Below are 21229 nucleotides of genomic sequence, written 5' to 3'. Positions count from 1 at the left end.
AATTACCGCCATTCTTCGGTGTCACAGTGAGTGACGTTCCCGGTGTGCCCTCATCGTGGGTCCGGCCCACCAGCCAGGGCCTCTGCCGCCTGTGCCCGGGCCTGTTGCCCGGTGCCCCAGCCACCTCGAAGGGGTTCGCCTGTGGAGATCGGCCGACGAAAAGTGCTGCGGACCGGGGCGGCCGTCGTGGCCGCCGGAAGCCTGATCGGGCTCGGCGGCGGGGGCGCGGCCGCCGCCCGTCCTCTCTTCGAGGGCGGGGGTGTCGAGCCGGCCGCCTGGCGTGAACTGAGGCGGAGCCTCAGTCCGGCCGCCCGTCTCTACCGCCCGGGGGGTGCGGAGTACACGGCACGGGCGACTCCCGACAACCAGCGTTACGCATCCGTCCGCCCGGCCGGTGTCCTCGCCTGTGCGACTGAGGGCGACGTGGCGACCGCGATCCGGTGGTGCGCCAAGCACGGCGTGCCCTTCGCGCCTCGTTCCGGGGGGCACAACTACGCGGGCTACTCCACCACTCCCGGTCTGGTGATCAGTCTGCGCGCGCTGAAGGAGGTGGTCCCTCAAGGGCAGCGGCTGCGTCTGGGTGGCGGCGCCACGAACTCCGACGTGTACGCGGCCCGTGCGGCCGACCTGTACTTCCCCGGTGGGCGCTGCCCAGAAGTGGGCGTCGCCGGGCTGACACTCGGCGGCGGGCTCGGGTTCAACGACCGTAAGTGGGGTCTTACCTGCGACCGGCTCACCGAGACCCGGGTCGTGCTTGCCGACGGGACGCTGGTCCGGGCGGCCGACGACGAGAACGCCGACCTGTTCTGGGCCTGCCGGGGCGGAGCCGGCGGCAACTTCGGCATCAACACCGGTTTCGTCTTCGACGCCGTGTCCGTCGCCCGGCTGCGCGCCACCGTCTTCGACCTGACGTTCGCACTGGACGCGGGCGTCCAGGTGATGGAAGAACTGCGCCACATCCTCGACGCGGACCGCCGCAACGACTTCGACGTCCGCGTCGGCTTCAAGCACACCGGCGACGGCACCACCACGCTCTGGCTCCTCGGGCAGCGGCTCGGCGATGAGAACGCCTTGCGACGCCTGTTCACGCCCCTTCTGCAGCTGCGACCGACGCGGGCCTTCATCGAGGAACGCGGATTCTGGCACGCGCAGGACTACCTCATGGAACCCCTCGGAGCGAAGGAAGCCTACGCCTCCAAGTCCCTCGTCCCCGACCAGTGGCCCACCCCCGACACGGTGGCCGCCGTCGCCGACTGGACACGCGGCTGGCAGCCCGGACCCGGCCGGGCCACCGGCTACGTGACCCTGTTCGCGATGGGCGGTGAAAGCGCCGCGCCCCACCCGGACCAGACGGCTTACCCGCACCGCGGCGCGACCTTCGTGATCGACATCGGCGCCCACTGGAAGCCCGGCACCCCGCCCACCGAGGTAAGCGCCCTCTTGGAACAGACGCGCACGGCCCACCACATGCTCCGCCGCCGCCTGTCCACCCGCGCGGCCTACGTCAACTTCCCAGACCCGGACCTGCACGACTGGCAGCACGCCTACTACGGCCGCAACTACGACCGCCTGGTCGCCGTCAAGCGACGCTACGACCCCGCCGGTCTGTTCCGCTATCAGCAAGCCGTCGGCCGTCCCCGGGTCTGAGACTGCCAGCCTCGCCGCACGGAGGGTGCCGTCCGAAATGCCCCTCAGCCGCATGCGGTTCACGCGCACGCGGCCGGGGGCTTCCCAGGATCCCCCCGAGTCCTTCGTGACGACCGTTCGTCACTTGTCGGCCGCGACGCACACGGCGTAGGCGGTGAACTCCGGGTAGTTCTCCACGCTGGGGCCTCGAAAATCGACGTTGAAGGAGACGATCCAGCCCTTGCCGTCCGCGGCGGGGCGGCTGCTGTTGGCGCGGTCGGCCCTTCCCGGGGCGGTCGCGTCGTTCCGGTTGTAATCCGGCAGCTCGTAGCCGCCGCCGGTGACGATGTATCCGTCGGGGGCTCTGGCCTCCAGTACGGTCGGCGCGTTGACGTCCGTCAGGTCGCCGTACTGGTCGCCCTTCGGGCGTCCCTTTGCCGTGACGATTTGATGCTTGAGGCCCGAGGCGTTCTTGCCGCCGAGCGCGGCATGTCCCGCGTCCCGGACCTGCCCGGCCGCCTTCGCGGCGCCGGAGATGAAGCTGCTCATCGCTGGTACTCCCTCGCGTAGTGGTGCGTCCTGCCACTCATACCCGCCCGGGCCGGTGATCCGCCGGGCCGTCACCTGATCGAGGGCAGGAAAGCCAGCTACCCACCCTCCCGTCCGTAGCGAACAGAGCCGGTTCAGCGGGTACTTCCGTAGCGGCCGCGTGGCGCGCTGCCACTTCGCTGCTTTTGCATCCATATGGACCGCAGAATCGATGCCTCCACTCCCGGACGAGTGACATCGCACGCAAGCGCGGGGTTCGGCCGCCGGAGCGGGCATGACGGCCAGGGGCGTGACCGAGGGGGGCCGAAAAGAGCAGTGAGTCCCTGGCTGCTCAAGAGCCACAGCCCCAGCAGTTCCCCCCACACCCCATCCATGGAGAGAAAATGACAGAAACACTGGTGAAGAACCCCTTCACGAAGCCTTTCATCGTCGGCTATTCGGGGGCTCTGCACTGCTTCCAAAGCGACACGGCGCAGGTCGTGGCGGGCAGTCGCGTCCCGCTGACACGCAAGTGGTCGGTAAAGGTGGACGAGGAGGGGGCGGTCTGACCGATGCCAAGGTGCTGAAGATCGGAACCAGCTTGCATGCGCTGGTGCTGATCAATTACACCGTGGCGCTCGTCGACACCACAACGGGGGTCATCAAGAAGCGTTTCGGTAAGAGCGTCGTCTACGGTCCGGACCACGCGGTCGAGCTGATTCCCGGGCCCGGCCGGCTGCCCTACGTGGTGATGGCCTCCTCCAGCACCGATGGCACTTGCGGCGTACACGTACACGAATGGAGCACGGGCAAAGAGGTGCAGAGGGCGGACCTCGCATCCGGTCACGCCGTCAGATACGACCGAAAGAGCAACGCCCTCTGGGCTGGAGGAACCAGCATCTACCCCCATGTCAAGGAGGAGACAAGGAGAGAGGACGTGTACAGCGTCCTGCTGCGCTTTCCACTCGACAGCAGTGGCGGCGAACCGCTGGGCGTGCCAGAGACGTTCCGCATGCCTGTCTCCGATCGTTACACCAAGGGCGAGGAGGCGGGCTACGAGTGGCGTGAAGGGCTGCACGATTTCGCCCCCGTGCCAGGCGAACGCAAACTGCTGATCAACACCGACGTCAGGCCGTACGAGTACAGCCTCGGCCAGAACGCGTCCGAACAGTTCCCCCGGGCCGAAAAGGGGATGATGGCCGGCTTCATGCCGAGGCTGGGCGAGGGCAAGTGGGTGGCCATGAAGTCTGTCAGCATCGCCAACGACGGCGACATCATGGTGGCGCAGGCCGACGAGGGTTCGTACAGCGCCGAGAAACCTTCCTACCTGACCCGGCGACTGGCCGTCTTCCGTCCGTCGACCCAGGAGACCTTCTTCGCGGACCTTCCCGACAAGACGTCCACCTACAAGGCGAAATTCCTCCAGGAGACCAAGGGCTGGGATTCAGTGAGCATCCCGCTGACCGCCCTGGACGGCTGAGCCCGGCCGGGAGCTCTCGTGAGACGGCCGGCACAGGCCGAGGAGGCGGGTCTCGGCCACCGGGGCTCGGTATCGTCCGAGTGGCCCAAGCCCATGCCCGAGGTGGCCACCGCCCACAAGGCAGGGCATTCGGACGACGGCGAAACGATCAGGCGGGTGATTCCTTCGACTTCCCCTTCGATGTCATCTCTCGTGCTGTGACCATTCCTCACCGTGATGACATGGGCGGTCTGAGGCTGCCCACGGTGACAGGAGGGCCTGGCTTCCATGCACGGTGACTTCCCACGGCTCAGGCGGACGCTTTCACTGTGGTGCGGCATCGGTGCCGTGCTCGGCGGTTCGCTCGGCCCGGCCGCTCAGAGCGCACACGCGCTCACGGAGCAGTTCAAAGAACGCCCTGCGACATGTGCGGCCCCGGGGCCGGTCGCACATGCGTCCGCCGGCCTGGACTTCGGTGGCAAGGAGCTCGGTTCGGCAAGCGCCGGCCGCACGGCGGCCGCCATCACGGCCGCGCTGACCGCCGGGCCTCTCCCCGCCGGGGCCCGGGTGGTGGGGAGCCGGGTACTCCTCCCCGACGGCCAGGGGTCCTTCACGATCAGCGTGGAGCCCGGACGCATGCCGGGCACGCTTCCCTACGCGCCAGTGGCGACCACGCATTTTCTCGGGCCGAGCGCGGCTGCCGTACGGATCTCCGACCGGGCGACGGTCGATCTGATCCGGCAGGCGGTCGCCGCCCGGCTGACCGAGGTGGCGGCGATCGTCTCCGACCGGTCGGAGAACCGGCGGCTCGATGTCACCAGCGGGCTGACCGAGGGTGTGCTCACCACCGCCGACAGCGCCGGCCGCATCCCGCTCAGCCCCAGGGACATCGGCCGGATCGCCGCCCTGAAGATCCTCGGCGACTAACTGCCCACCGCCACGGCCCGGGTGAAGTCGGCCGCGCTCGGTTCCGCCATCGCGATGGGCCTGCTCGACGAGGAACCGGCTCGCCCCGTGCATCGTATGGAAGGCAACGCGCCGCTGGTCGGCAGGGCGGCCGCGGCGGCGCGAGCCGCCTCCGTCCGCGCGCTGTCGCCCGGCTCCGCGACCGCTGTCGACAAGGTGCTCGAGCTGGCCCGCCAGGCCGGATCACAGGCGGTCCTGAAGGACATCCGCGCGGAACGGGACTGCGAGCGCCGGGTGCTGCGCGAACAAGCCGACAGCGTGATCGCCCAGCGCACGACCGCGGACGCCGAGCTGACGAAATCCCTGAACACGCGTGATGCGCAGCTGCCGGTCATCCCCCACGTGATCGTCGGTGGCGGATGGGCGGCCACGGTCGACTACCTCACCCTGCCCCCGGTCGCGAGTGCCGGCGCCGATGTGCCGCCGGTCCTGGCGGTGTCCGCGGGCTACGGAGTGGTCAACGATCTCGGGGACTTCCGCCTCACCCAGCCCGCGATGGACAACGAGCTGCCGGGTGCCCCCTTTCAGCCCGGTGACTTCGCCGAGGACCGCAACGACTTCGTGATGTCCACCGCCTTCGGGCGGGCGGTCGGTGTGGCCCGGGCCCTGGCCGGCATGCCCACGTACCAGGCGAACGTCACCAGGATCGAAACCCGGCCGGACGGGACGGCCGCGGCGGACTGGCCTGCCGAAGCCCGGTACCGCCTGACGACCGGCGACCGGCGGACGCTGCACGCGCGCTCGCTGGACCTGGCCACCGGTCTCGGCCCGCCCAGGATCCCGCAGGCGGCCGGTGACCAGCTGGCCGGTCGGACCTTCGTCGATCCGGGTACCGGCTACCAAGTGGCATTCGGTCCGGCCGGTGACACACGGATCCTCGATGCCCAGGGCGAGCCGTACACCGGACAGTTGCCCGCGAACGCCAGCTGGCTGCTCGGCGTACAGAATGTCGAGGGCACGCCCAAGAGACTGTACGAGCCCTTCCTGCTCGACCCCCAGGGCCGGCCCACCGAGCGTCGCGTGATCGATCCCGAGTCCCGTCACTCGGTGGATCCGCAGACCCGTACGGCGTACGCCCCGGACGGAGCGGCCGTCGACCCGGCGACTCTGGATCCGGACCTGCGAGCCCGGCTCGGCTTCCGGCCCGAGGGCTATCGCGACCCCCGGTTCGTCGCCGACCCGGAGTCCCCCTACTCGGTCCACCCGATGACCGGGGCCGTCATCCTGACCGCGAGCGGCGAGCCCGTCGACCGCACCACCCTCCCACCGCAGACGCTGACCCGCCTCGACGCCCTCATCCGGGCACACCGGGTCCAGTACGGCGGGCAGAACACCAGCGCCAGTTACCGTCCGGACGACGACCTGCTCGTGGTCGGCGGCGGCGCGGGCGGCGCCTCCGAGGTCGAACAGGCCCACCACGTCACCCGTCGAGTCACCTGGGGCGCCCGCCCGGCGAAACTCGGGGCCGACTACCCCAGGGGTCCGGAAGGCGCCCTGGACCCGAAGGGGCTGCGCGCCGAATGGGATTCGGCCACCCCGGCCCGGAAGGCGGAGATCCAGCGGGACCTCACCTTCGTCAGCGGCGGTTTCAACCGGCGCAACACCCTGCCGGCGATCGGGGCCTTCTCCTTGCCGGTCTGGGAGCCGACTCTTCGTACGACCGACCTACCCGTCACCGTCCGGTACACCACCACCGGCCGGTTCGGCACGACCGACCTCCAGGGCCGCCCGTCCACCTTCAGCCGTATCGTCTACACCATCGGTCAGGAGGCCGACTACCCCGGCGGCGCAGCCGCGCTGCTGGGCTCCGGCACCCGACTGGTCGCGGTGCTCGGACCGGACGGCATCGAGGTCAACGGCCTCCGGGACGCTCGGCACGCGCTGCGGGTCCTGGGTGCGGCCAGTGTCACTCGCGGCGTTCTGCGGCTCACCGGGGTCGACCAGCCCGTACTCACCGACAAGATCAAGGCCCAAGCGGACGTCTTGCCGCCGGACGCCCGCACCATTGACCCGAGCATCCGCTACCACGCAGGGCGGATCGCCGAGATGAACCGCACCTTCCAGCGATGAGCGATACGGCACGTCGCCCTCACACGGCAATAAGGTCTGGTGAAGCGCCCGGATCCGCTGCAGCCGCCGAGCCCAGGCCCTCGTAGATGTCCAGAGCCTCCTGCCAGCACGCGCGTGCCGCACCGAGTCGGCCCTGCCGCTCCCGGGCCTGGCTCAGAATGGTCAGGGCATCGGCTCGCTTGCGTTGGCCGCCGACGCAGCCCAGGGCGAGCGCACGCTCGGCGTGTTGCGCGGCGGCTTCGTCCTGGTGCGCGGCCAGATGGGCCTCGGCGAGCCGCAGGGAAGTCGTCCCCTCCCACAGCCGGTGCTTGAATTCCTGGAAGATCGTCAGTGCCTGTGTCAGCTCGTCGACCGCGTCGAGTGGCCGGCCTGCCTGGGTCAGCGCGACCCCCAGTGCGTAGAGGGCGTTGGCCTCCCGGAAGGTCAGGCCCATGGCCTGGAAGACGGCGAGCCCTCGGCGTGCCGGCTCGACCGCGTCGGCCGGTCGGCCCATGCTCACGCGGACCCTGGACAGATTGCACAGGACACTGGCCTCGCCGAGCCGATTGCCGTCGGCGCGGTACACCGCGAGTGCCTCGGTCAGGAGTTGCTCGCCCTCCGCCTTCCGGTTCCGGTAGACGGCGATGACTCCGCGGTCGTGTAGGGCCACGCCCAGGGACAGGGGGTCTTCGGCGACCCGAGCGAGCTCCACGGAGGCCCGCGCCTCGTCGTCGGCCCGCTCGAACGCCCCGGATGCCAGGAGCAGGGACGTGTGCGCGATACGGGCCCGTGCCTCGGCCCGCACGTTACCAGCTGCCCGTGCGGCCTCCCGTACGGCGATCGCGGTGCGCTCGTACTGGCTCGTGTTCGTCCCCGAGTCGGCCAGGTCTTTGGCTGCCCAGAGAAGATCGGAGGCCTGCGCCACTCTGCCGACAACCGCTTGCTGCTGAACGCAGGCCAGCAGACATGCGGCCTCGGCGTACAGCCAGTCCACAGCCACACTGCTGTCCGCGAAACGGAGCCCCGGGTAGCTGGTGTCCGCCAGGTGCTCCACCAGCCGGTCACCGGGCCGCTCCAGGGCATACACCGCGGCCGCGCTGGCCAGGTAGAAGTCCAGCAGCCGGGTCATGGCGGCGGCCCGCTCGCCCGGGGGGTGTTCGTCACGTTCGGCACAGGTGCGCGCGTAGAGGCGCAGGAGATCGTGGAACCGGTAGCGGCCCGGAGCGGCCGACTCCAGCAGGGAGTAGTCGACCAGGGTCTCCAGCAGGTCCTCGGCATCGAGCTCGGGCAGGTTCAGTACGGCGGCGGCCGCGGCGAGCGAGATGTCGGGCCCGTCAGCCAGGCCGAGCAGCCGGAAGGCGCGGGCCTGGGCCGGCTCCAACTGCCCGTAGCCCAGCTCGAAGGTGGCCTTGATGCCCAGATCCCCTGACTGGAGCTCGTCCAGGCGGCGTCGCTCGTTGCTCATCTTCGCCGCCAGCACGGACACCGTCCAGGTGCGCCGGGCCGCCAGCCGGGAGGCCGCGATCCGGATGGCCAGCGGCAGGAAGCCGCAGGCCGCGACCACGTCGAGGGCGGCCTGGCGCTCGGCGGTCGCCCGCTCCTGGCCCACTATCCGGGTGAAGAGCAGGAGCGCCTCCTGGGGGCTCATCACGTCGAGGTCCACCAGGTGGGCCCCCGCGATGTCGGCCATCCGCGCCCGGCTGGTGACGATGGCGGCGCAGCCGCGCGAGACGGGCAGCAGCGGCCGGACCTGCGCGCTGTCGCGCGCGTTGTCCAGCAGGACCAGCACGCGCCGACCGTCAAGCAGGGAGCGGAGGAGGGCGGACCGCTCGGCAGGCCCGTCGGGGATGGCGTTGTCGGGGGCACCCAGGGCACGCAGGAAGGCGCCCAGTACGGATTCGGGTTCGGCGGGCCGGGCATCGGTGCCCTGGAGGTCGACGTAGAGCTGGCCGTCCGGGAAGTGCTGGCGGGCGGCGTGCGCGACATGCACGGCGAGGGTGGTCTTGCCGACACCGGCGAAGGCGGACACGGCCAGGACCCGGTCCCTCTCGGCCGGGGCGGCCAGCACTTCGCTGAGCTCGGTGATGAATGAAGCTCTACCGGTGAAGTCCGGTACACCGGCGGGCAGTTGCGCGGGTCGGGCGATCACGGGGGCGACTGCGGGCTGCGTGGCGGTAGGCGAGGCGAGTCCGGGGTCGGCGCGCAGGATGCGCTGCTGGAGCGCCGAGAGCTCGGGACGCGGGTCGACGCCCAGCGCGTCGGCAAGGAGCCGGCGGGCGTCGGCGTATACGGCGAGTGCCTCGGCCTGCCGGCCGCTGCGGTAGAGGGCGAGCATGAGGAGTTCGCGGAGCCGTTCGCGCAGCGGGTGGGCGGCGGTGAGGGCGGTCAGTTCCGAGACGGCCGCCGCGTGCTGGCCCGCTTCCAGGTCCAGATCGAGGCGGGCCTCCAGCAACTGCAGCTGCCACTCGGCGAGCCGGGTGCGTTCGGTTTCGGCGTACGGGCCGGGTACGCCGGCGAGCGGTTCGCCGTCCCACAACGAGAGCGCCCTGTGGAAAAGGACGCGGGCCAGTTCGCGATCTCCGCTGGTCCGCGCCCGCTCGGCGTCGGCGGCCAGTCCGCGGACGATGCCGACGTCGAGGGAGGTCGGGTCCGTGCGGATCGCGTAGCCCCCGGACTCGCTGACCAGCAGCCCCGGTTCGAGGACCTTGCGCAGCCGGGAGGCGTACGTACGGATCGCCGCCATCGCCTGGGACGGCGGATGCTCGCCGAAGATGGCGTCGATCAGCTCGGGCGCGGTGGCGGTGCGGCCCTCGCGCAGCAGCAGTGCGGCCAGCAGGGCACGCTGCTGGGGCGAGCCGGAGGGGATCTGTTCCTGGCCGCGCCAGGCCCTCACGGGGCCGAGTACGGCGAAGCGCAGGGTCAGCGCTGAGTCGGGCTGCTGCCCGCTCGGAACCGGGGGCCGCTGCCATGTGCCGGCGGTCCTCGGCCGCCAGCCGGACGCCGGACCGGGGGCTGGGGCTGGGGCTGGGGCTGGAGCCGGGGCCAGGGGGGCGACGGTTCCGGGACGTCCGGCACTGCTGGGTACCGGAGCGGGCGCCGACTGCGCACTGTCCAGATGGGACACGGCGGACCGGGTCAAGGGGTGGTGCGGCCCCAGGGTGGCGGACGACTTCTGGGCCGCGACCGCGAGGATTTCGGCGGCCCGCTCCATCCGCCCGCGGTCGCCCGCGGCCCGGGCCGATCCGAACTCGGCGCGCGCCAGGGTGATCAGTGCCGCCAGTGCCCTGGGGTGATCGCCGCCGAGTAGTCGGGTCAGTCGCCTGGCGGTCCCGGCGAGCGCGTCCACAAGGCGGTCGGCCTCGTCATGTCGCCCTTCCGACCGGGCTGCGATGGCGAGGACCGACTCGGCCAGCAACCGCACTTCGAGTCCGTCCTCGGACTGCTCGCCGGTCGAAAGAACGTCGAGCGCTTGCCGGGCCGCCTGGCCGGCGCCGCCCTGCGCGCCCTGCCGTAGCCTGATCGCCGCGACGTTGGCCAGGGTGCGGGCCGTCTCCTGCGGAGTGTCGCCGCTCTCGCGAGGGGCGAATACCATCGCTGTGGACAACAAAGCTGCCGCAGCGGTGAGTTCGCCCCGGTCCGCGAACGTGACGGCGAGGTCGTTGCGTCCCTTGGGGGTGAGCTCGGCGCCGGCACCCAGGAAAGTCCGGCCCACGACGTGCTCGACGACCCGACGCGACTCCTCCAGCAGTCCCAGGGTGTCCAGCACCGCGGTGAGGTAGCCGAGCTCCCGGCCGAACCCGGGGCGGTGCAAAGGCGGTACCTGGCTGAGCAGTTCGGTGACCGATCCCGGGAGCAGCCGCCTGGCGGCGCGGTCGCCGCGGAGGGCCCGCTCGGCGAGCTCGGTGGCCCTGCGCCAGCCGCCGGTCATACATCGCCGCCGGGCAGCTGCCGCTCGATGAACATCTTGGCGGTGAGGAACTTGAGCTCGCTGCCCTGCGCGGCGTCGAGTATGCCGCGCTGCGTCCACTTCTCCAGCTGGTCGAGCAACTGGTCGACGGTGGCGGCGGCCGTCGTGACCGCCGTACCGGTGTGCTCCGAAGTCCTGCTCCGGTCGGCCCTCCCGGGCCCCTCGGGCGGGGCCTCAGAGGGCCGCAGTACGTCGATCAGATGCTCGACGTCGAACTGGTCGAACCGCCGCATGGCCTCGCCTATGGTGGCGGCGAAGAGCACGTTGGTCGCACGATGACCCTCCACCCGGTCAGGTACCTGCTCCAGGAGGATGCCCACGATGAGCGGCTCCTGCTCTCCGGGCCGTCCCTTGACCACCGGTCCTCCGGAGTAGCCCGAGTAGTCGCCCAGGTGTTGATGTGTCGTCAGCTGAAGTGCTTCGATGACGGCCCCGCCCTCGCACGCGTACTCGGCTGATCCGGTGTCGACGTGCCCTCGCAGGTGCACGTCGGCGGCCGCGGGCCGATACGGTCCGTGCCAGTCGTCGCCGCCGTGCGCGACGCCCGCGCGGGGGATGGGCAGTCTGACCTCGTGGGCGGCGGCGACCGTGATCAGCGCCAGGTCCGCCTCCTTGTCCTGGCCGCAGACGTGGCCCGCCAGCCGGGAGCCGTTGGTCAGGATGATGTCCACCCTTCCGTCGGACGTGCTGAGGCTGCGCAGGCAGTGCAGGGCCGTGAGGACGTAGCGGGAGGTCAGCAGGAAGCCGCCGCCGAGGCGCTGTCGATCCTGGAACAGTTCCACCCAGTAGCCCGCGCCGCCGCTCACGCCGGATCCGGAGCCCGCTCCACGGTCAGGGTGACCTCGAACGACGCCTCTGCTGACGCCTTGGACAGGATCACTCCGGCTTCTGCCGCGAGCGTGAGGCCGAAGGTCACCTCCATGCCGGACACTTGCCAGCCGTTCTGCCGGGGGACCCGGGCGAGCGACTGCTGGGCGATGGACGAGGCCTCGACTATTGCCTGTTCGAGCTCGGCGGCACGCTCGCCGAGCGCGGCGCTCGTCCTGGTCCTGCTGGCGATCTGGCGGCTGCCTGCCGCGTCCAGAGTGACTGTCTCAACCCTGACCTCGGCCATCGAAGTGCGCTCCCGTCCTTGGGTGTTCGAGGGCGGTGGCGTTCCGTCCTGACGCGAAGCCTAGCCAACCGGACCTGCGAGGGAGGGCAAACGACGAACAAGATCCGAGCTGTTCGTGATCCTCTGGCCAACGCGGACCCCGAGATCGGGGGCAAGGGGCGGGACGGCGACGTCGACGATGGACACGGTGGTGCGGCTGCGTCGTGCTCTGTCCCCCGAACGTGGCCGCGGCGGTGCCGGGTTGTCGCATCTGGACGCCCGTGCCCGTACGGTCATCAGCGGATGCAAGCCCTTCCACCACGGACCGTGAGCACGTACCGTGAATGCGTGCAATGCAGCCGTTGCGGGGCGGAAATTGACACCGGGGCCCTCCTCCTGATCCAAGACCACGAGGTCGCGAGGACCGTCCAACTGTTCCGTGAGGAGCTGGACTTCCTCCGATGCGCGGCCGGATGCCAGAGCGACATCCCCGCCAAGGTGCTCTTCTGGGCGTCCGCCGAGCGGAGGATGATCCTCTCTCACCCGTCGCCGGAGATCGGCACTCCCGATGCCGTACGAGCGATCCTGCCCGAGCGGGTGGTGGAGGAGTGGGAGGGCGAGAGCTACCTCGCCGAGTCGCCCGGCCACTTCAGGGACCTGGTCGCCGCACTGCTGCGGCTCCGGATCAAGCCGGTGTTCGCGCTGGTCACGGAGGCCGGCGACAAGGAGTTCGATGCGCGCTGGCGGGAGCTGACCGGGGCGGTGTATTCCGCGTTGGGCGTCGCCGTGGCCGGGGTGCTGCCGAAGGTGGCGTTCGATCCCGTCGAGGCGGGCGTCGCCGGGCTGGCCATCAGTCAGGCACGGACCTGGTACAACCTCTGCGAGGCGTGGGCGCAGCGGGCACGCGGGCTGCCGAGGACCTTCGAGGAGGACCTCCGCACGTACGTGGACGGCTCGACGCCCGTCGGCGACGCGCTCACCCGGTTCTCCGCAGCGGTGGCCCGCATCTCGCGGACGGGGGCGAAGGGCGAACGTGAGTGGTTCTACTGCGCCCGCGCCGTCGAAGCCGTCCTCCACCATCGGGCCGGCCTGCCGAATCCGGCCGCCTCCGATTGGGTGACGGAGTACCTGCGCCTGGAACTGCGTCTGAAGAAGTCCTGGATCGGCACGTCGATCACCGAACGCCTCCGGCTCAGCGAGGAACACCTGCGCCCCACCGTGCCGGCCTTCGAACTCGGCCGCCTCATCGAAGCGGAGAAGGGGCTGCGCCTCCACGCCTTCGACAAGCGGCCGCGCCGGGTGTCCCGGCGGTGGAACGAGGTGGAGGAGCGCATCCACCAGGCGGCGTGCCGGGCGGGCCACCCGAACCTCGCCGGACGGATCAGTGACCATGTCGTCATCCAACTGCCCGAGGACGACTTCGCCGCCGCCCTCTCGGAAATGATCGACGAACTCGGCGCCAAAGCCCTCGGCATGGCCCGTGTCCAGATCTTCACGCGACTGGCACACCAAGGCACCGAAGCGGACTTCGACCTGGTACGCCAGAGCCTGGAGCGGAAGATCGGCCCGGTGAACACCACGGTCTTGCTCGGCGAGGCGCAGGTCTCGGCCAGGAACGCGGCAAGTGCCCTGCGCACACTGGAGCACGTGCGCGACACCGATCAGCCGGAGGACTTCCGGCGGTCGGACCTGTCCGACATCAGAGCGCTCGCACTCGGCCTCACCGGCCGCACCGAGGAGGCGCTCGCGGAAATAAGGGACCAGGACGCCTGGTTCACCCCCGACCGCTTCCTCACCGCGGTCCACCCGTTCGGGCACAAACACGAGATCGCCACCGCCGTCGTGCTCCGCGACTCCGGCCGGGTCGACCAGGCCCTGGTCCTGCTGGAGCGGCTCTGGGCGGACCTGCGACCGAGCCTGCGCCCGTACGTCGCCGTGGAGCTGGCGCCGGCGTACTTCACCACCGGCCGGTTCGGCGACGCCGTCACGCTGCTACGGCAGGCCCTGGCACACGCGCTGGAATTCTCCTCGCTCATCACGCCCGTCGTCAGGGCGCAGCTCCAGTACGCGCTCCTCCGCGACCGGCGGGAGCCCGAAGAGGCGTTGTGGGAGCTGTCCGTCAGCCTGTTCCACCTCGGCGAGCGGCGAGAGTTCACGGTGTCCGGTGCCCTGCCGTACAGCCCGGTCGCGGACCTCTACGCGGCCATGGCCCGGCTGGAGGAGCTGCGACGCGGGGCCGCTCCGGCCGCCCACGCGGCCGGAACCCTCGACGACCTGCCGCGCCTCCGGGCGCAGGCCTCGGCCCGTGAAGACTGCTTCGTCCACCTTCAGGCCGGCCGGGTCGAGGCCCTCGCCGAGGAGATCCGAGGCGGAACCCCGGACTGGGAGGGCCTCGCGCGGCTGGCCGCCGAACAGTACGGGGTCGAGCCGCCGGTCGAGTGCTTCGTGCGCCCGGCGGCCGCCGCGGTGTCGGCAGGCGCACTCGGGGACGCCCTTGCGCTGGTGGGGAAGGCCGACCGGCTCGTCGGCCGGGCGATGGAGAGGTTCTCCGACTTCGAGCAGGCCGCCGGCGTCGAGGTGGCGTACCCCGGGGACCTGCGGGAGATCCAGGGAGCTCTGCTGAACGGTGCGGGAGCGGGACCCGGTGAACTGCAGCGGACCGTGGAGGAGCTGTGGCGCGACCCGGCTCGGCGGATGCTCGCCCCCGGTGGATTCGCCGACGACCGGGCGGTCAGCGCCTTCTGCAACCGTACGGGCCTGGCCCGCACCGCCGTCCTCGAACAGGTCGAGCACGGACCGGACCGGAGGTCGCTGGTGCTGACGCTGATCGAGGCCGGGCGCGCTCCCGCCGCGGAGGTCGTCATGCCGCTGGACGACCTCGGTCCGCTCGCCGCCCGGCTCGGCACCCGGATCGCCAACTGGACCCCGAGCCGTCCCGGTGACCCTCTGGACGTACCGAAGTGGCGGAAGTTCGCCGGCACGCTCCATGCCGCGCTCTGCGAACGGCTCGGCGCCAGCGACCACGTCGTCGTCATCGAGTCACCGCAGTTGTACCGGCTGCCGTGGCACCTCGCACTCGGCCCGTCCTGGACGTGCTCGTACGCGCCGAGCTGGGGATCGCTCATGCTGCGGCCGGACACTCCGGTGGTGCGCCCGGCGGTCGGCACGGTGTGCGCGCCTCGCTTCGGAGAGTCCCCGGCCGTCGAGGCGGCCCTGACGGCATCACTGGCCGCGAGCCGGGACGAGGCGGCCGCGGCCGGGCTCGCCTTCGCCTCGGCGGACCGGGAGCACGCGGACGCCGCCGCGCTCATCCGGATCCTCGAAGACTCCGACATCTGCACACTGCTCTGCCACGGCATGGTCGACACCGGCAGCACGTCGGTGTCGCTCCTGCTCGCGGCCGAGGGACGGCGCCCGCCCGGCGACTCCGTGGCCGCCGCCCGTTCCGGACCCGCCCACCGGTTCGACTGGCGATCCGCGACGGCCGTCGCCCGGTCCCCTTCCACGATCTTCTCCGCGGCGTGTTCGAGCGGGCTCAACCACACCCGCGGCGGCCAGCAGGTGGGCCTGTTCAGCGCGCTCCGCCACCGTGGGCTGCGCACACTGGTCGCGCCACGCTGGGACATCCTCGCCGAGCAGGTACTGCCGGTGCTCAACCGTTGCCGTGCCCTCGTGCTGGCCGGCAGCCCGCCGGGCGCCGCGCTGCGCTCGTCCTGTCTCGAAGCGGAACGCTCCGGCGTGCCCGGATGGATCGCCTGGTCCATGGCTCTGGAAGGTGACTGGTAGATGACTCGGACCCTGACGTCGGCATTGTCGGAGCGGGAGGTGGACCCCGACACCGTCCACCACACCCTGCGCTACTACCTCGGTGAACGGCTGGACGACCCCACCACCGAGGAGATGCGCGCCGAACTCGCCCAGGGGTGGGGTCCGGACTTCGAGGCCGACCTGGACCAGCTCGCCGCCGACCCGCAGCTCCTGGAGAATGCCGCACTCCTCGTCCTGTCCAGTGCGTGGGAGGAGCCGGACCAGGCCGACCGGATCCTCCAGATCGCGGCCGACGCCAAGGCGAAGCTCCCGGTCATCGAGATCGGGATCATCAGCGTCGCCGCCATGTACGGTCTCTACCTCCTGCGCACCGGTGGCATCAAGCGCAGCCAGCGCACCACCATCCGGCGCAGGGACGGCTCGTTCGAGGAGCAGGAGACGGTCGACTACGCCGACCCGCTCGGGCCGATCGCCGCGCTCACGCGATTCCTCGGACGCACCCAGCCGCCACCGTAGGGCTCGCCTGGCGAGAGCCGCGGCTACCGGGCAGTGCGGTGCCGGTGAGCAGACGGCGTACCCGGTCGGGGTCGGACAGGGAGAACGGCCTGGGGCATCGGGCGGTGGCGCGGCAGGTCCCGGGCCGCCGCCGTGGCCGTCGTCAGGGCCAGGAACCATTCGTTGCGCGGCGGTGGCTGCCAGACGGGCCCCGCGACGCGGCCGCCGATCCGGAGGAGCTGGGGGAGACGGTCCGGCGCGCTGCGTGGAGCGAGGCCGAGGCCGAGGCCGAGGCCGGACCCGGCCCCGCGCCGACCGGATCAACGGGGCGCGCTGACCCGCCCGCGCCCGCCGGACCCCGAGGACGGAGAGGACCTCCTCCTTGGGCCACCGGCCCGCTGAGCGCGGTCACGGCCCAGGGTCGACGGCGTGGGCTGCCGCCGCCAGCGCCGCCTCGGCTTCCCTCACCGTCCGGCGGACGATCTCGCCGGCGGGCAGGACCTCGTGTACGAGGGCGGTCGACTGGCCGGTGAAGGGGAGGTACTCCTCCCCGCCTCCGGCGTGGATCGCGGCCATCACACGGGGCACGGTCTCCGCGGGGTCCACCTGCTCGGGGTCCTCGCGCAGGGCGTCCACCAGCGGAGTTCGCAGGCAGCGCGGCACCCCGGCACTGCCGGGGCGGTTGAACGGCGGCAGGATCCGCTCGCTGCCCACGACCTTCACCGTGTCCGTGGCCGCGGACTCGATGATCCGGTTCTTCCACGCCTGCGACACCTTCATCTCGTCCGATGCGAGGAAGCGTGTCCCCATCAGCACACCCTGCGCGCCCAGTGCCAGCGCCGCGGCCAGCCCGCGGCCGTCGGCGATCCCGCCGGCCGCGAGGACGGGTACCTCGCCCGCCATGTCGACGACGTCGGGGACCATCACCATCGTGGCGACGTCCCCGCCGTGTCCACCGGCCTCGCCGCCTTGGGCGACGATCACATCGGTTCCGGCCCGGAGCGCATCGTCGGCCTGACCGCGGCTGGAGACCTGCTGGATCCAGAGGATGCCGGCATCGTGAGCTCGGGCGATCAGGTCCGGCGGCACCGCCAGGTGGAAGGAGATCGCTGCCGGCCGCTCTTCGATCGTGGCCTGGAACGCTTCCTCGTCGAGTGGGCGGCTCGTGTGATTGATCGCGAACGGCCGGTCGGTCAGCCGCCGCAGCCGGGCCCACTGCTCCTTCAGCTCCGGCAGGGGCCGCACGGCAGTGCCCAGACTGCCCATTCCGCCTGCACGGCACACCGCGGCTGCGAGATCGACCTCGTCCCAGGGGCCGAAGGCCGCGCAGATGATCGGGGCATCGATACCGAGAAGTCGGCATACGGGCGTGGTCAGCATCAGAACCTCCAGCAGGCTCGCGGCAGTCCTGCGGCGGGCGGCCATGGCACGGGCTCCTCGGTTCCATCATTCCGTACGTCGCCGCCCCCGGCCTCGCGAAGGAACCGGGCGGGAGCCGGCAGGCGTGCGGCGCATGCGGTGTGGACGCCTCGTGAAGACGTTTGGCGGACTTTTGGAGAAATGATGGCGGCCCTCGACAGGATGAACACGTCCGCATCACCCACTGGTGTGAAGGAGGTGTCCTGATGAAGAAGATCCAGGTGCGCAAGGCCGGTCCGGTCCGCCTGACGTCCTCGGCTTGCAGCGTGTACACGAACCCCAACTGATCCCGGATCAGATGAGTCCTGGCCACTAGCAGGCCAGGGCCACGGCGCCGTCGTGCCGGTGACAGTCCGAGGCGACTCAGGCTGTCTTCCCGGTACGACGGCGCCTCCCGGGAGGCGGGTGGTGACCCGCCCGTGCCGGGCCCGGACCGGAAGCCGAGGGAGAGCCCCATGCCGGAGCACGGCATCCGCAGCAACGCCGATACGCCGCTGCCGTTCCATCCGCTGGTCTATCTGGAGGACGGCGACGAAGTCACCATCGGGCGGCCCGACACGGACTCCTACGCGATCTTCCCGCCCGACGGGGCCCACCTGGTGCGCCGCCTGGCGGAAGGGGCCACACCGGCGCAGGCCTTCGACTGGTACGCCGCCGAGTACGGCGAGCAGGTCGACGTCGAGGACATCATCGGAGCCCTGCGCGAGCTGGGATTCGTCCGAGAGGCCGGCGACGAGTCGGCGGCGGCGGCGGAGCCGGTGCGCTGGCAGAGGCTCGGCCGGGCGCTGTTCTCGCCGCTCGCCTGGGTCTGCTACGCCCTCGTCGTGGCGTGGGCGCTGTTCCGCATGATCCTGTCGCCAGACCTCGTACCGACCGCCGAGGACCTGCTGTTCAGCGACTACTACGCCGTGGTCAGCCTGGTGCTGCTGGTGGCCGCCGTCCCCCTCATCGCCGTCCACGAGGCGTTCCACGCCCTGGCGGCCCGGCGTCTCGGCGTCCGCTCACGGACCCGGCTGTCGTACCGCTTCTACTTCCTGGTGGTCGAGACGGCACTGGACGGCCTGGTCGCCGTCGAGCGCAGAAAGCGCTATCTGCCGATCGTGGCCGGAATGGTGGCCGACTGCGTCCTCCTCGGCCTGCTCATCACGGTGGCAGACGCCTCCCGCGGCCCCGGCGGGGCCGAAACGCTCACCAGCAGGGTGTGCCTCGGGCTGGCGTTCGCCGCCCTGCTGCGCCTGCTGTGGCAGTTCTTCCTCTACCTGCGCACCGACGTCTACGTGCTGATCACCACCGTGCTCGGGTGCGTGGACCTGCACACCACGTCCGTCCGCCTGCTGCGCAATCGGTTCCTGCGGTGGTGCGGGCGGACCGACCGGATGGCGGACGAGTCCCAGTGGCACCCGGTGGACCGCCGGGCGGCACGCTGGTACTCCTGGCTGATCGTGGCCGGCTACACCGTCAGCCTCGGCACCTTCGTGCTGGCGCTCGCCCCGGTCCTCGTATCGATGGTCTCCGGTGCGATCGACCGCTTCGGCGCCGGGCAGCGGTCGAGCTGGACCGAGCTCCTGGATTCCTCGGCCTTCCTCCTCCTGACCTTCGCCCAGATCGCCCTCACCATCTGGATCGCCGCCAGGGAACGCCTGCGCGCCCGACGGTCCAGGACCCACCACGTCATCGACTGACGGGTGACCCCCGTCGGCCCCCTGCGAAAGGCAGGTTCATGACCGGCCACTACTGGATATCGGCTCCCCGGCGCCGCGAGCGCGACCGGCTGCGGGCCGGCCTCGGACTGCCTTCCCCGCTCACGGTGGTGGACGCACACCGGCGCCTGCGGGGTCCCTACACCGCGGCGGGCGCGCTGCTGCGGCAGGTGGCCCCGCAGGCGCTGCGCCGGCAGCCGGAGCTGGCCGCCCGCCACTACATCGAACTCCAGGAAAGCACACCGGAGCTGTTGCCCCTGGTGCCGCCGAAGGTGAGGGCCCTGGAGCAGAACGCCCAGGCGCCGGGGGAGGCGACCAGGTATCCGGCCCGGCTGCATTCGCTGCGGGTCGCGCACGGCCTCGTGGACTTCCTGCTGGCCGCACTGGCCGAGCCCGGGGACGGTCCGCGCACGCTCGTGGTGGAGAACGTTCACCACGCCGACGTCACCGACCGTGAATTCCTCGCCGCCGCCCTGCGGCGCATCCCCGCCCAGCTGCTCACCATCGTGGTCGCCACCGACACGGACGACCTCGCCGACCCGCCCGGAATGGTCTCGGTCTCCCTCCCCTCGGAACTCGCGACGCGAACCACCCGTATCCACCGCCCGGCCACCGCACCCGGCCCCGGGCCGGACGGCGCGGAAGGCGGGGCGGAGACCCTGTTCGAGGCGGCCACCCGGTACGTGGAGGGGGACTGCGTCGACGATGACCCCGCGCTGACCGCCGCCTACCGGGCGATCAGCGACGACGAGCGCACCGCCCTGCACGACCGCAGGGCGAAGGCACTGGCCTCCCGGGCGGAGGAGGAACCCTCCCTGAAGCTGGGCGCCCTGCCGTACCACCTGCTGCGGGGCAGCGATCACGACGGCGCCGGACTCGACGCCCTGAGGTGGGCCCAGGCCCGCTGCAAGTACTTCGGCTTCTACCACGCCGCGGCCGAGATGGGCGAGGAGGGCCGCCACCGGGCGGGTCCCGGCACGCGTCCCGAACTGTGGTGGCCCTTCACCCGGGAGACGGGCGTGTGCCTGGCCGCCGCGGGGCGGCCGGAGGAGTCGGCCGCGGTGCAGGAGGAGGCCCGGGCGGCGACCGCGGCGCCCAAGCACCACATGAGCCTCGCCTATGAGACGGGCATGCTCTACGCCCGCCATTTCCCGCCCGAGTTGCGCGACGACCGGCGGGCCAGGGCCTGGGTCAACCAGGCCATCGTGATCTCGGACCTGCTGCCCGATCCCAAGGAGCGTGCCTTCTACTCGGTGTTCAACCGCAACGGACTCGCCCTGGTGGAGGTCAGGGCCGGACGGCCCGACGAGGCGTTGCGGCTGCTCGACGAGGGAATAGAGAGGCTGGACCGCGAACTGGGCATCGGCGAACGGACCTGGCACCGCGTGGGCCTGCGCTACAACCGGGCGCAGGTGAACGGCATGAGCGGCCGGCTGGAGGACGCGCTCGCCGACTACGCCTCGATCATCGACGCGGACAGCGACTTCGCGGACCACTATTTCAACCGTGGCAGCATGCTGCGCAGGCTGGGCCGCATCGAGGAGGCCGTCGCGGACTACGAGAGGGCACTGGCCCTGGAGCCGCCCTTCCCCGAGGCGCACTACAACCGCGGCGAGGCACGGCTGGAACTCGGCGACACCGAAGGAGCGCTGGCCGACTTCGACCGAACCCTGGAACTGGAGCCCGGCCATCTGGAGGCCCTGCTCGCGCGTGCGGGGCTGCTGGCCGACCGGGGGGACGACAAGGCCGCGCTGGACGACGTGACGGCCGGCCTGCGGCTCGACCCGCACCACCCGCACCTGCTCTGTCTGCGGGGACGACTCTGGGGCGAGGACGGCCGGACGGCCGAGGCGCGCGAGTCCCTGGCCGAGGCACTGCGCCTCGATCCCCAGTTGGCCGAGGCATGGGCGATCAAGGCCGAACTCGCCTACCTGGAGGGCGACCTGGCCGGGGCGCTGGCCGACTTCGACCGCGCGGTGGAACTCGAAGGCCGGCCCGAGTTCCGGTTCAACCGGGGCGTGGTGCACGAAGCGGCGGGCAGCTTCGCGCAGGCCGTGGCCGACTTCGACGCGGTCCTGGCCGTCACCGACGACTCCGAGGCGCGGAGCCGTAGGGAGACCTGCCTGCGCGCGGCCGAACGCGCTCACGTGTAGGAGGCC

At 71.3% G+C, this 21229-nt stretch carries 14 protein-coding genes; 9 read left to right on the top strand and 5 right to left on the bottom strand.

The genetic code is table 11. The annotated features are described in order from the left end of the window. The first annotated feature begins 141 nt into the window (after positions 1-141). Positions 142-1647, top strand: a complete 1506-nt coding sequence (locus tag ACZ4TV_RS02985; RefSeq protein WP_468130040.1) for an FAD-binding oxidoreductase — start codon at positions 142-144, stop codon at positions 1645-1647. A gap of 120 nt (positions 1648-1767) precedes the next feature. On the opposite strand, the gene ACZ4TV_RS02980 is transcribed toward ACZ4TV_RS02985, so the two are convergent. Continuing rightward, complete coding sequence (locus ACZ4TV_RS02980) at positions 1768-2175, bottom strand: hypothetical protein (protein WP_468130038.1); 408 nt, start codon at positions 2173-2175, stop codon at positions 1768-1770. Positions 2176-2558: 383 nt separating this feature from the next. On the opposite strand from ACZ4TV_RS02980, the gene ACZ4TV_RS02975 reads away from it, so the two are divergent. The 4 genes from ACZ4TV_RS02975 (at position 2559) to ACZ4TV_RS02960 (ending at position 6649) form a co-directional block, all read left to right on the top strand. Further along, positions 2559-2723 carry a hypothetical protein gene (locus tag ACZ4TV_RS02975; protein ID WP_468130036.1) on the top strand — a complete coding sequence of 55 codons (165 nt, stop codon included), beginning with the start codon at positions 2559-2561 and terminating at the stop codon, positions 2721-2723. 11 nt (positions 2724-2734) lie between these two features. Continuing rightward, positions 2735-3634, top strand: a complete 900-nt coding sequence (locus ACZ4TV_RS02970; RefSeq protein ID WP_468130034.1) for a hypothetical protein — start codon at positions 2735-2737, stop codon at positions 3632-3634. A gap of 267 nt (positions 3635-3901) precedes the next feature. Beyond that, positions 3902-4540 (top strand): hypothetical protein, encoded by a 639-nt coding sequence (locus ACZ4TV_RS02965; RefSeq protein ID WP_468130032.1) that lies wholly within the window; start codon positions 3902-3904, stop codon positions 4538-4540. Between the two features lie 87 nt (positions 4541-4627). Continuing rightward, positions 4628-6649, top strand: coding sequence for a hypothetical protein (locus tag ACZ4TV_RS02960; RefSeq protein ID WP_468130030.1), 2022 nt, complete (start codon positions 4628-4630; stop codon positions 6647-6649). Positions 6650-6668: 19 nt separating this feature from the next. On the opposite strand, the gene afsR is transcribed toward ACZ4TV_RS02960, so the two are convergent. The 3 genes from afsR to ACZ4TV_RS02945 all read right to left on the bottom strand — a co-directional run bounded on the left by afsR (position 6669) and on the right by ACZ4TV_RS02945 (position 11709). Continuing rightward, on the bottom strand, positions 6669-9674 hold the full coding sequence (gene afsR, locus ACZ4TV_RS02955) for an SARP-family global regulator AfsR (RefSeq protein WP_468130694.1): 3006 nt from the start codon (positions 9672-9674) through the stop codon (positions 6669-6671). A gap of 878 nt (positions 9675-10552) precedes the next feature. After that, complete coding sequence (locus tag ACZ4TV_RS02950; protein ID WP_468130028.1) at positions 10553-11401, bottom strand: trypsin-like serine protease; 849 nt, start codon at positions 11399-11401, stop codon at positions 10553-10555. Beyond that, positions 11398-11709 (bottom strand): CU044_2847 family protein, encoded by a 312-nt coding sequence (locus ACZ4TV_RS02945; RefSeq protein WP_468130026.1) that lies wholly within the window; start codon positions 11707-11709, stop codon positions 11398-11400. Before ACZ4TV_RS02945 ends, ACZ4TV_RS02950 begins: the two co-directional genes overlap by 4 nt. 327 nt (positions 11710-12036) lie before the next feature. Between ACZ4TV_RS02945 and ACZ4TV_RS02940 the strand changes: the two genes are divergently transcribed. Beyond that, positions 12037-15474: a hypothetical protein gene (locus tag ACZ4TV_RS02940; RefSeq protein WP_468130024.1), complete on the top strand. Its 3438-nt coding sequence runs from the start codon at positions 12037-12039 to the stop codon at positions 15472-15474. Continuing rightward, the gene (locus ACZ4TV_RS02935) at positions 15475-15972 is read left to right on the top strand and encodes a hypothetical protein (RefSeq protein ID WP_468130022.1); all 498 of its coding nucleotides are present in this window, start codon (positions 15475-15477) and stop codon (positions 15970-15972) included. Positions 15973-16359: 387 nt separating this feature from the next. Here ACZ4TV_RS02935 and ACZ4TV_RS02930 read toward each other — a convergent pair whose 3' ends face one another. Next, positions 16360-17376: an NAD(P)H-dependent flavin oxidoreductase gene (locus tag ACZ4TV_RS02930; protein ID WP_468130020.1), complete on the bottom strand. Its 1017-nt coding sequence runs from the start codon at positions 17374-17376 to the stop codon at positions 16360-16362. A 449-nt stretch (positions 17377-17825) separates the two neighbouring features. On the opposite strand from ACZ4TV_RS02930, the gene ACZ4TV_RS02925 reads away from it, so the two are divergent. Next, complete coding sequence (locus ACZ4TV_RS02925; RefSeq protein WP_468130018.1) at positions 17826-19052, top strand: hypothetical protein; 1227 nt, start codon at positions 17826-17828, stop codon at positions 19050-19052. A gap of 38 nt (positions 19053-19090) precedes the next feature. Continuing rightward, complete coding sequence (locus ACZ4TV_RS02920) at positions 19091-21223, top strand: tetratricopeptide repeat protein (protein ID WP_468130016.1); 2133 nt, start codon at positions 19091-19093, stop codon at positions 21221-21223. The last annotated feature ends 6 nt before the right edge of the window (positions 21224-21229 follow it).

The organism is Streptomyces sp. NPDC028910 (assembly GCF_055564955.1).
This window is presented reverse-complemented; position numbering and strand designations above follow the sequence as displayed.

Bases quoted from the DNA above. Each gene is read 5' to 3' on its own strand.
- ACZ4TV_RS02980 (WP_468130038.1), bottom strand. From the start codon at position 2,175: ATGAGCAGCTTCATCTCCGGCGCCGCGAAGGCGGCCGGGCAGGTCCGG.
- ACZ4TV_RS02975 (WP_468130036.1), top strand. From the start codon at position 2,559: ATGACAGAAACACTGGTGAAGAACCCCTTCACGAAGCCTTTCATCGTC.
- ACZ4TV_RS02965 (WP_468130032.1), top strand. From the start codon at position 3,902: ATGCACGGTGACTTCCCACGGCTCAGGCGGACGCTTTCACTGTGGTGC.
- ACZ4TV_RS02945 (WP_468130026.1), bottom strand. From the start codon at position 11,709: ATGGCCGAGGTCAGGGTTGAGACAGTCACTCTGGACGCGGCAGGCAGC.
- ACZ4TV_RS02935 (WP_468130022.1), top strand. From the start codon at position 15,475: ATGACTCGGACCCTGACGTCGGCATTGTCGGAGCGGGAGGTGGACCCC.
- ACZ4TV_RS02930 (WP_468130020.1), bottom strand. From the start codon at position 17,376: ATGGCCGCCCGCCGCAGGACTGCCGCGAGCCTGCTGGAGGTTCTGATG.
- ACZ4TV_RS02925 (WP_468130018.1), top strand. From the start codon at position 17,826: ATGCCGGAGCACGGCATCCGCAGCAACGCCGATACGCCGCTGCCGTTC.
- ACZ4TV_RS02920 (WP_468130016.1), top strand. From the start codon at position 19,091: ATGACCGGCCACTACTGGATATCGGCTCCCCGGCGCCGCGAGCGCGAC.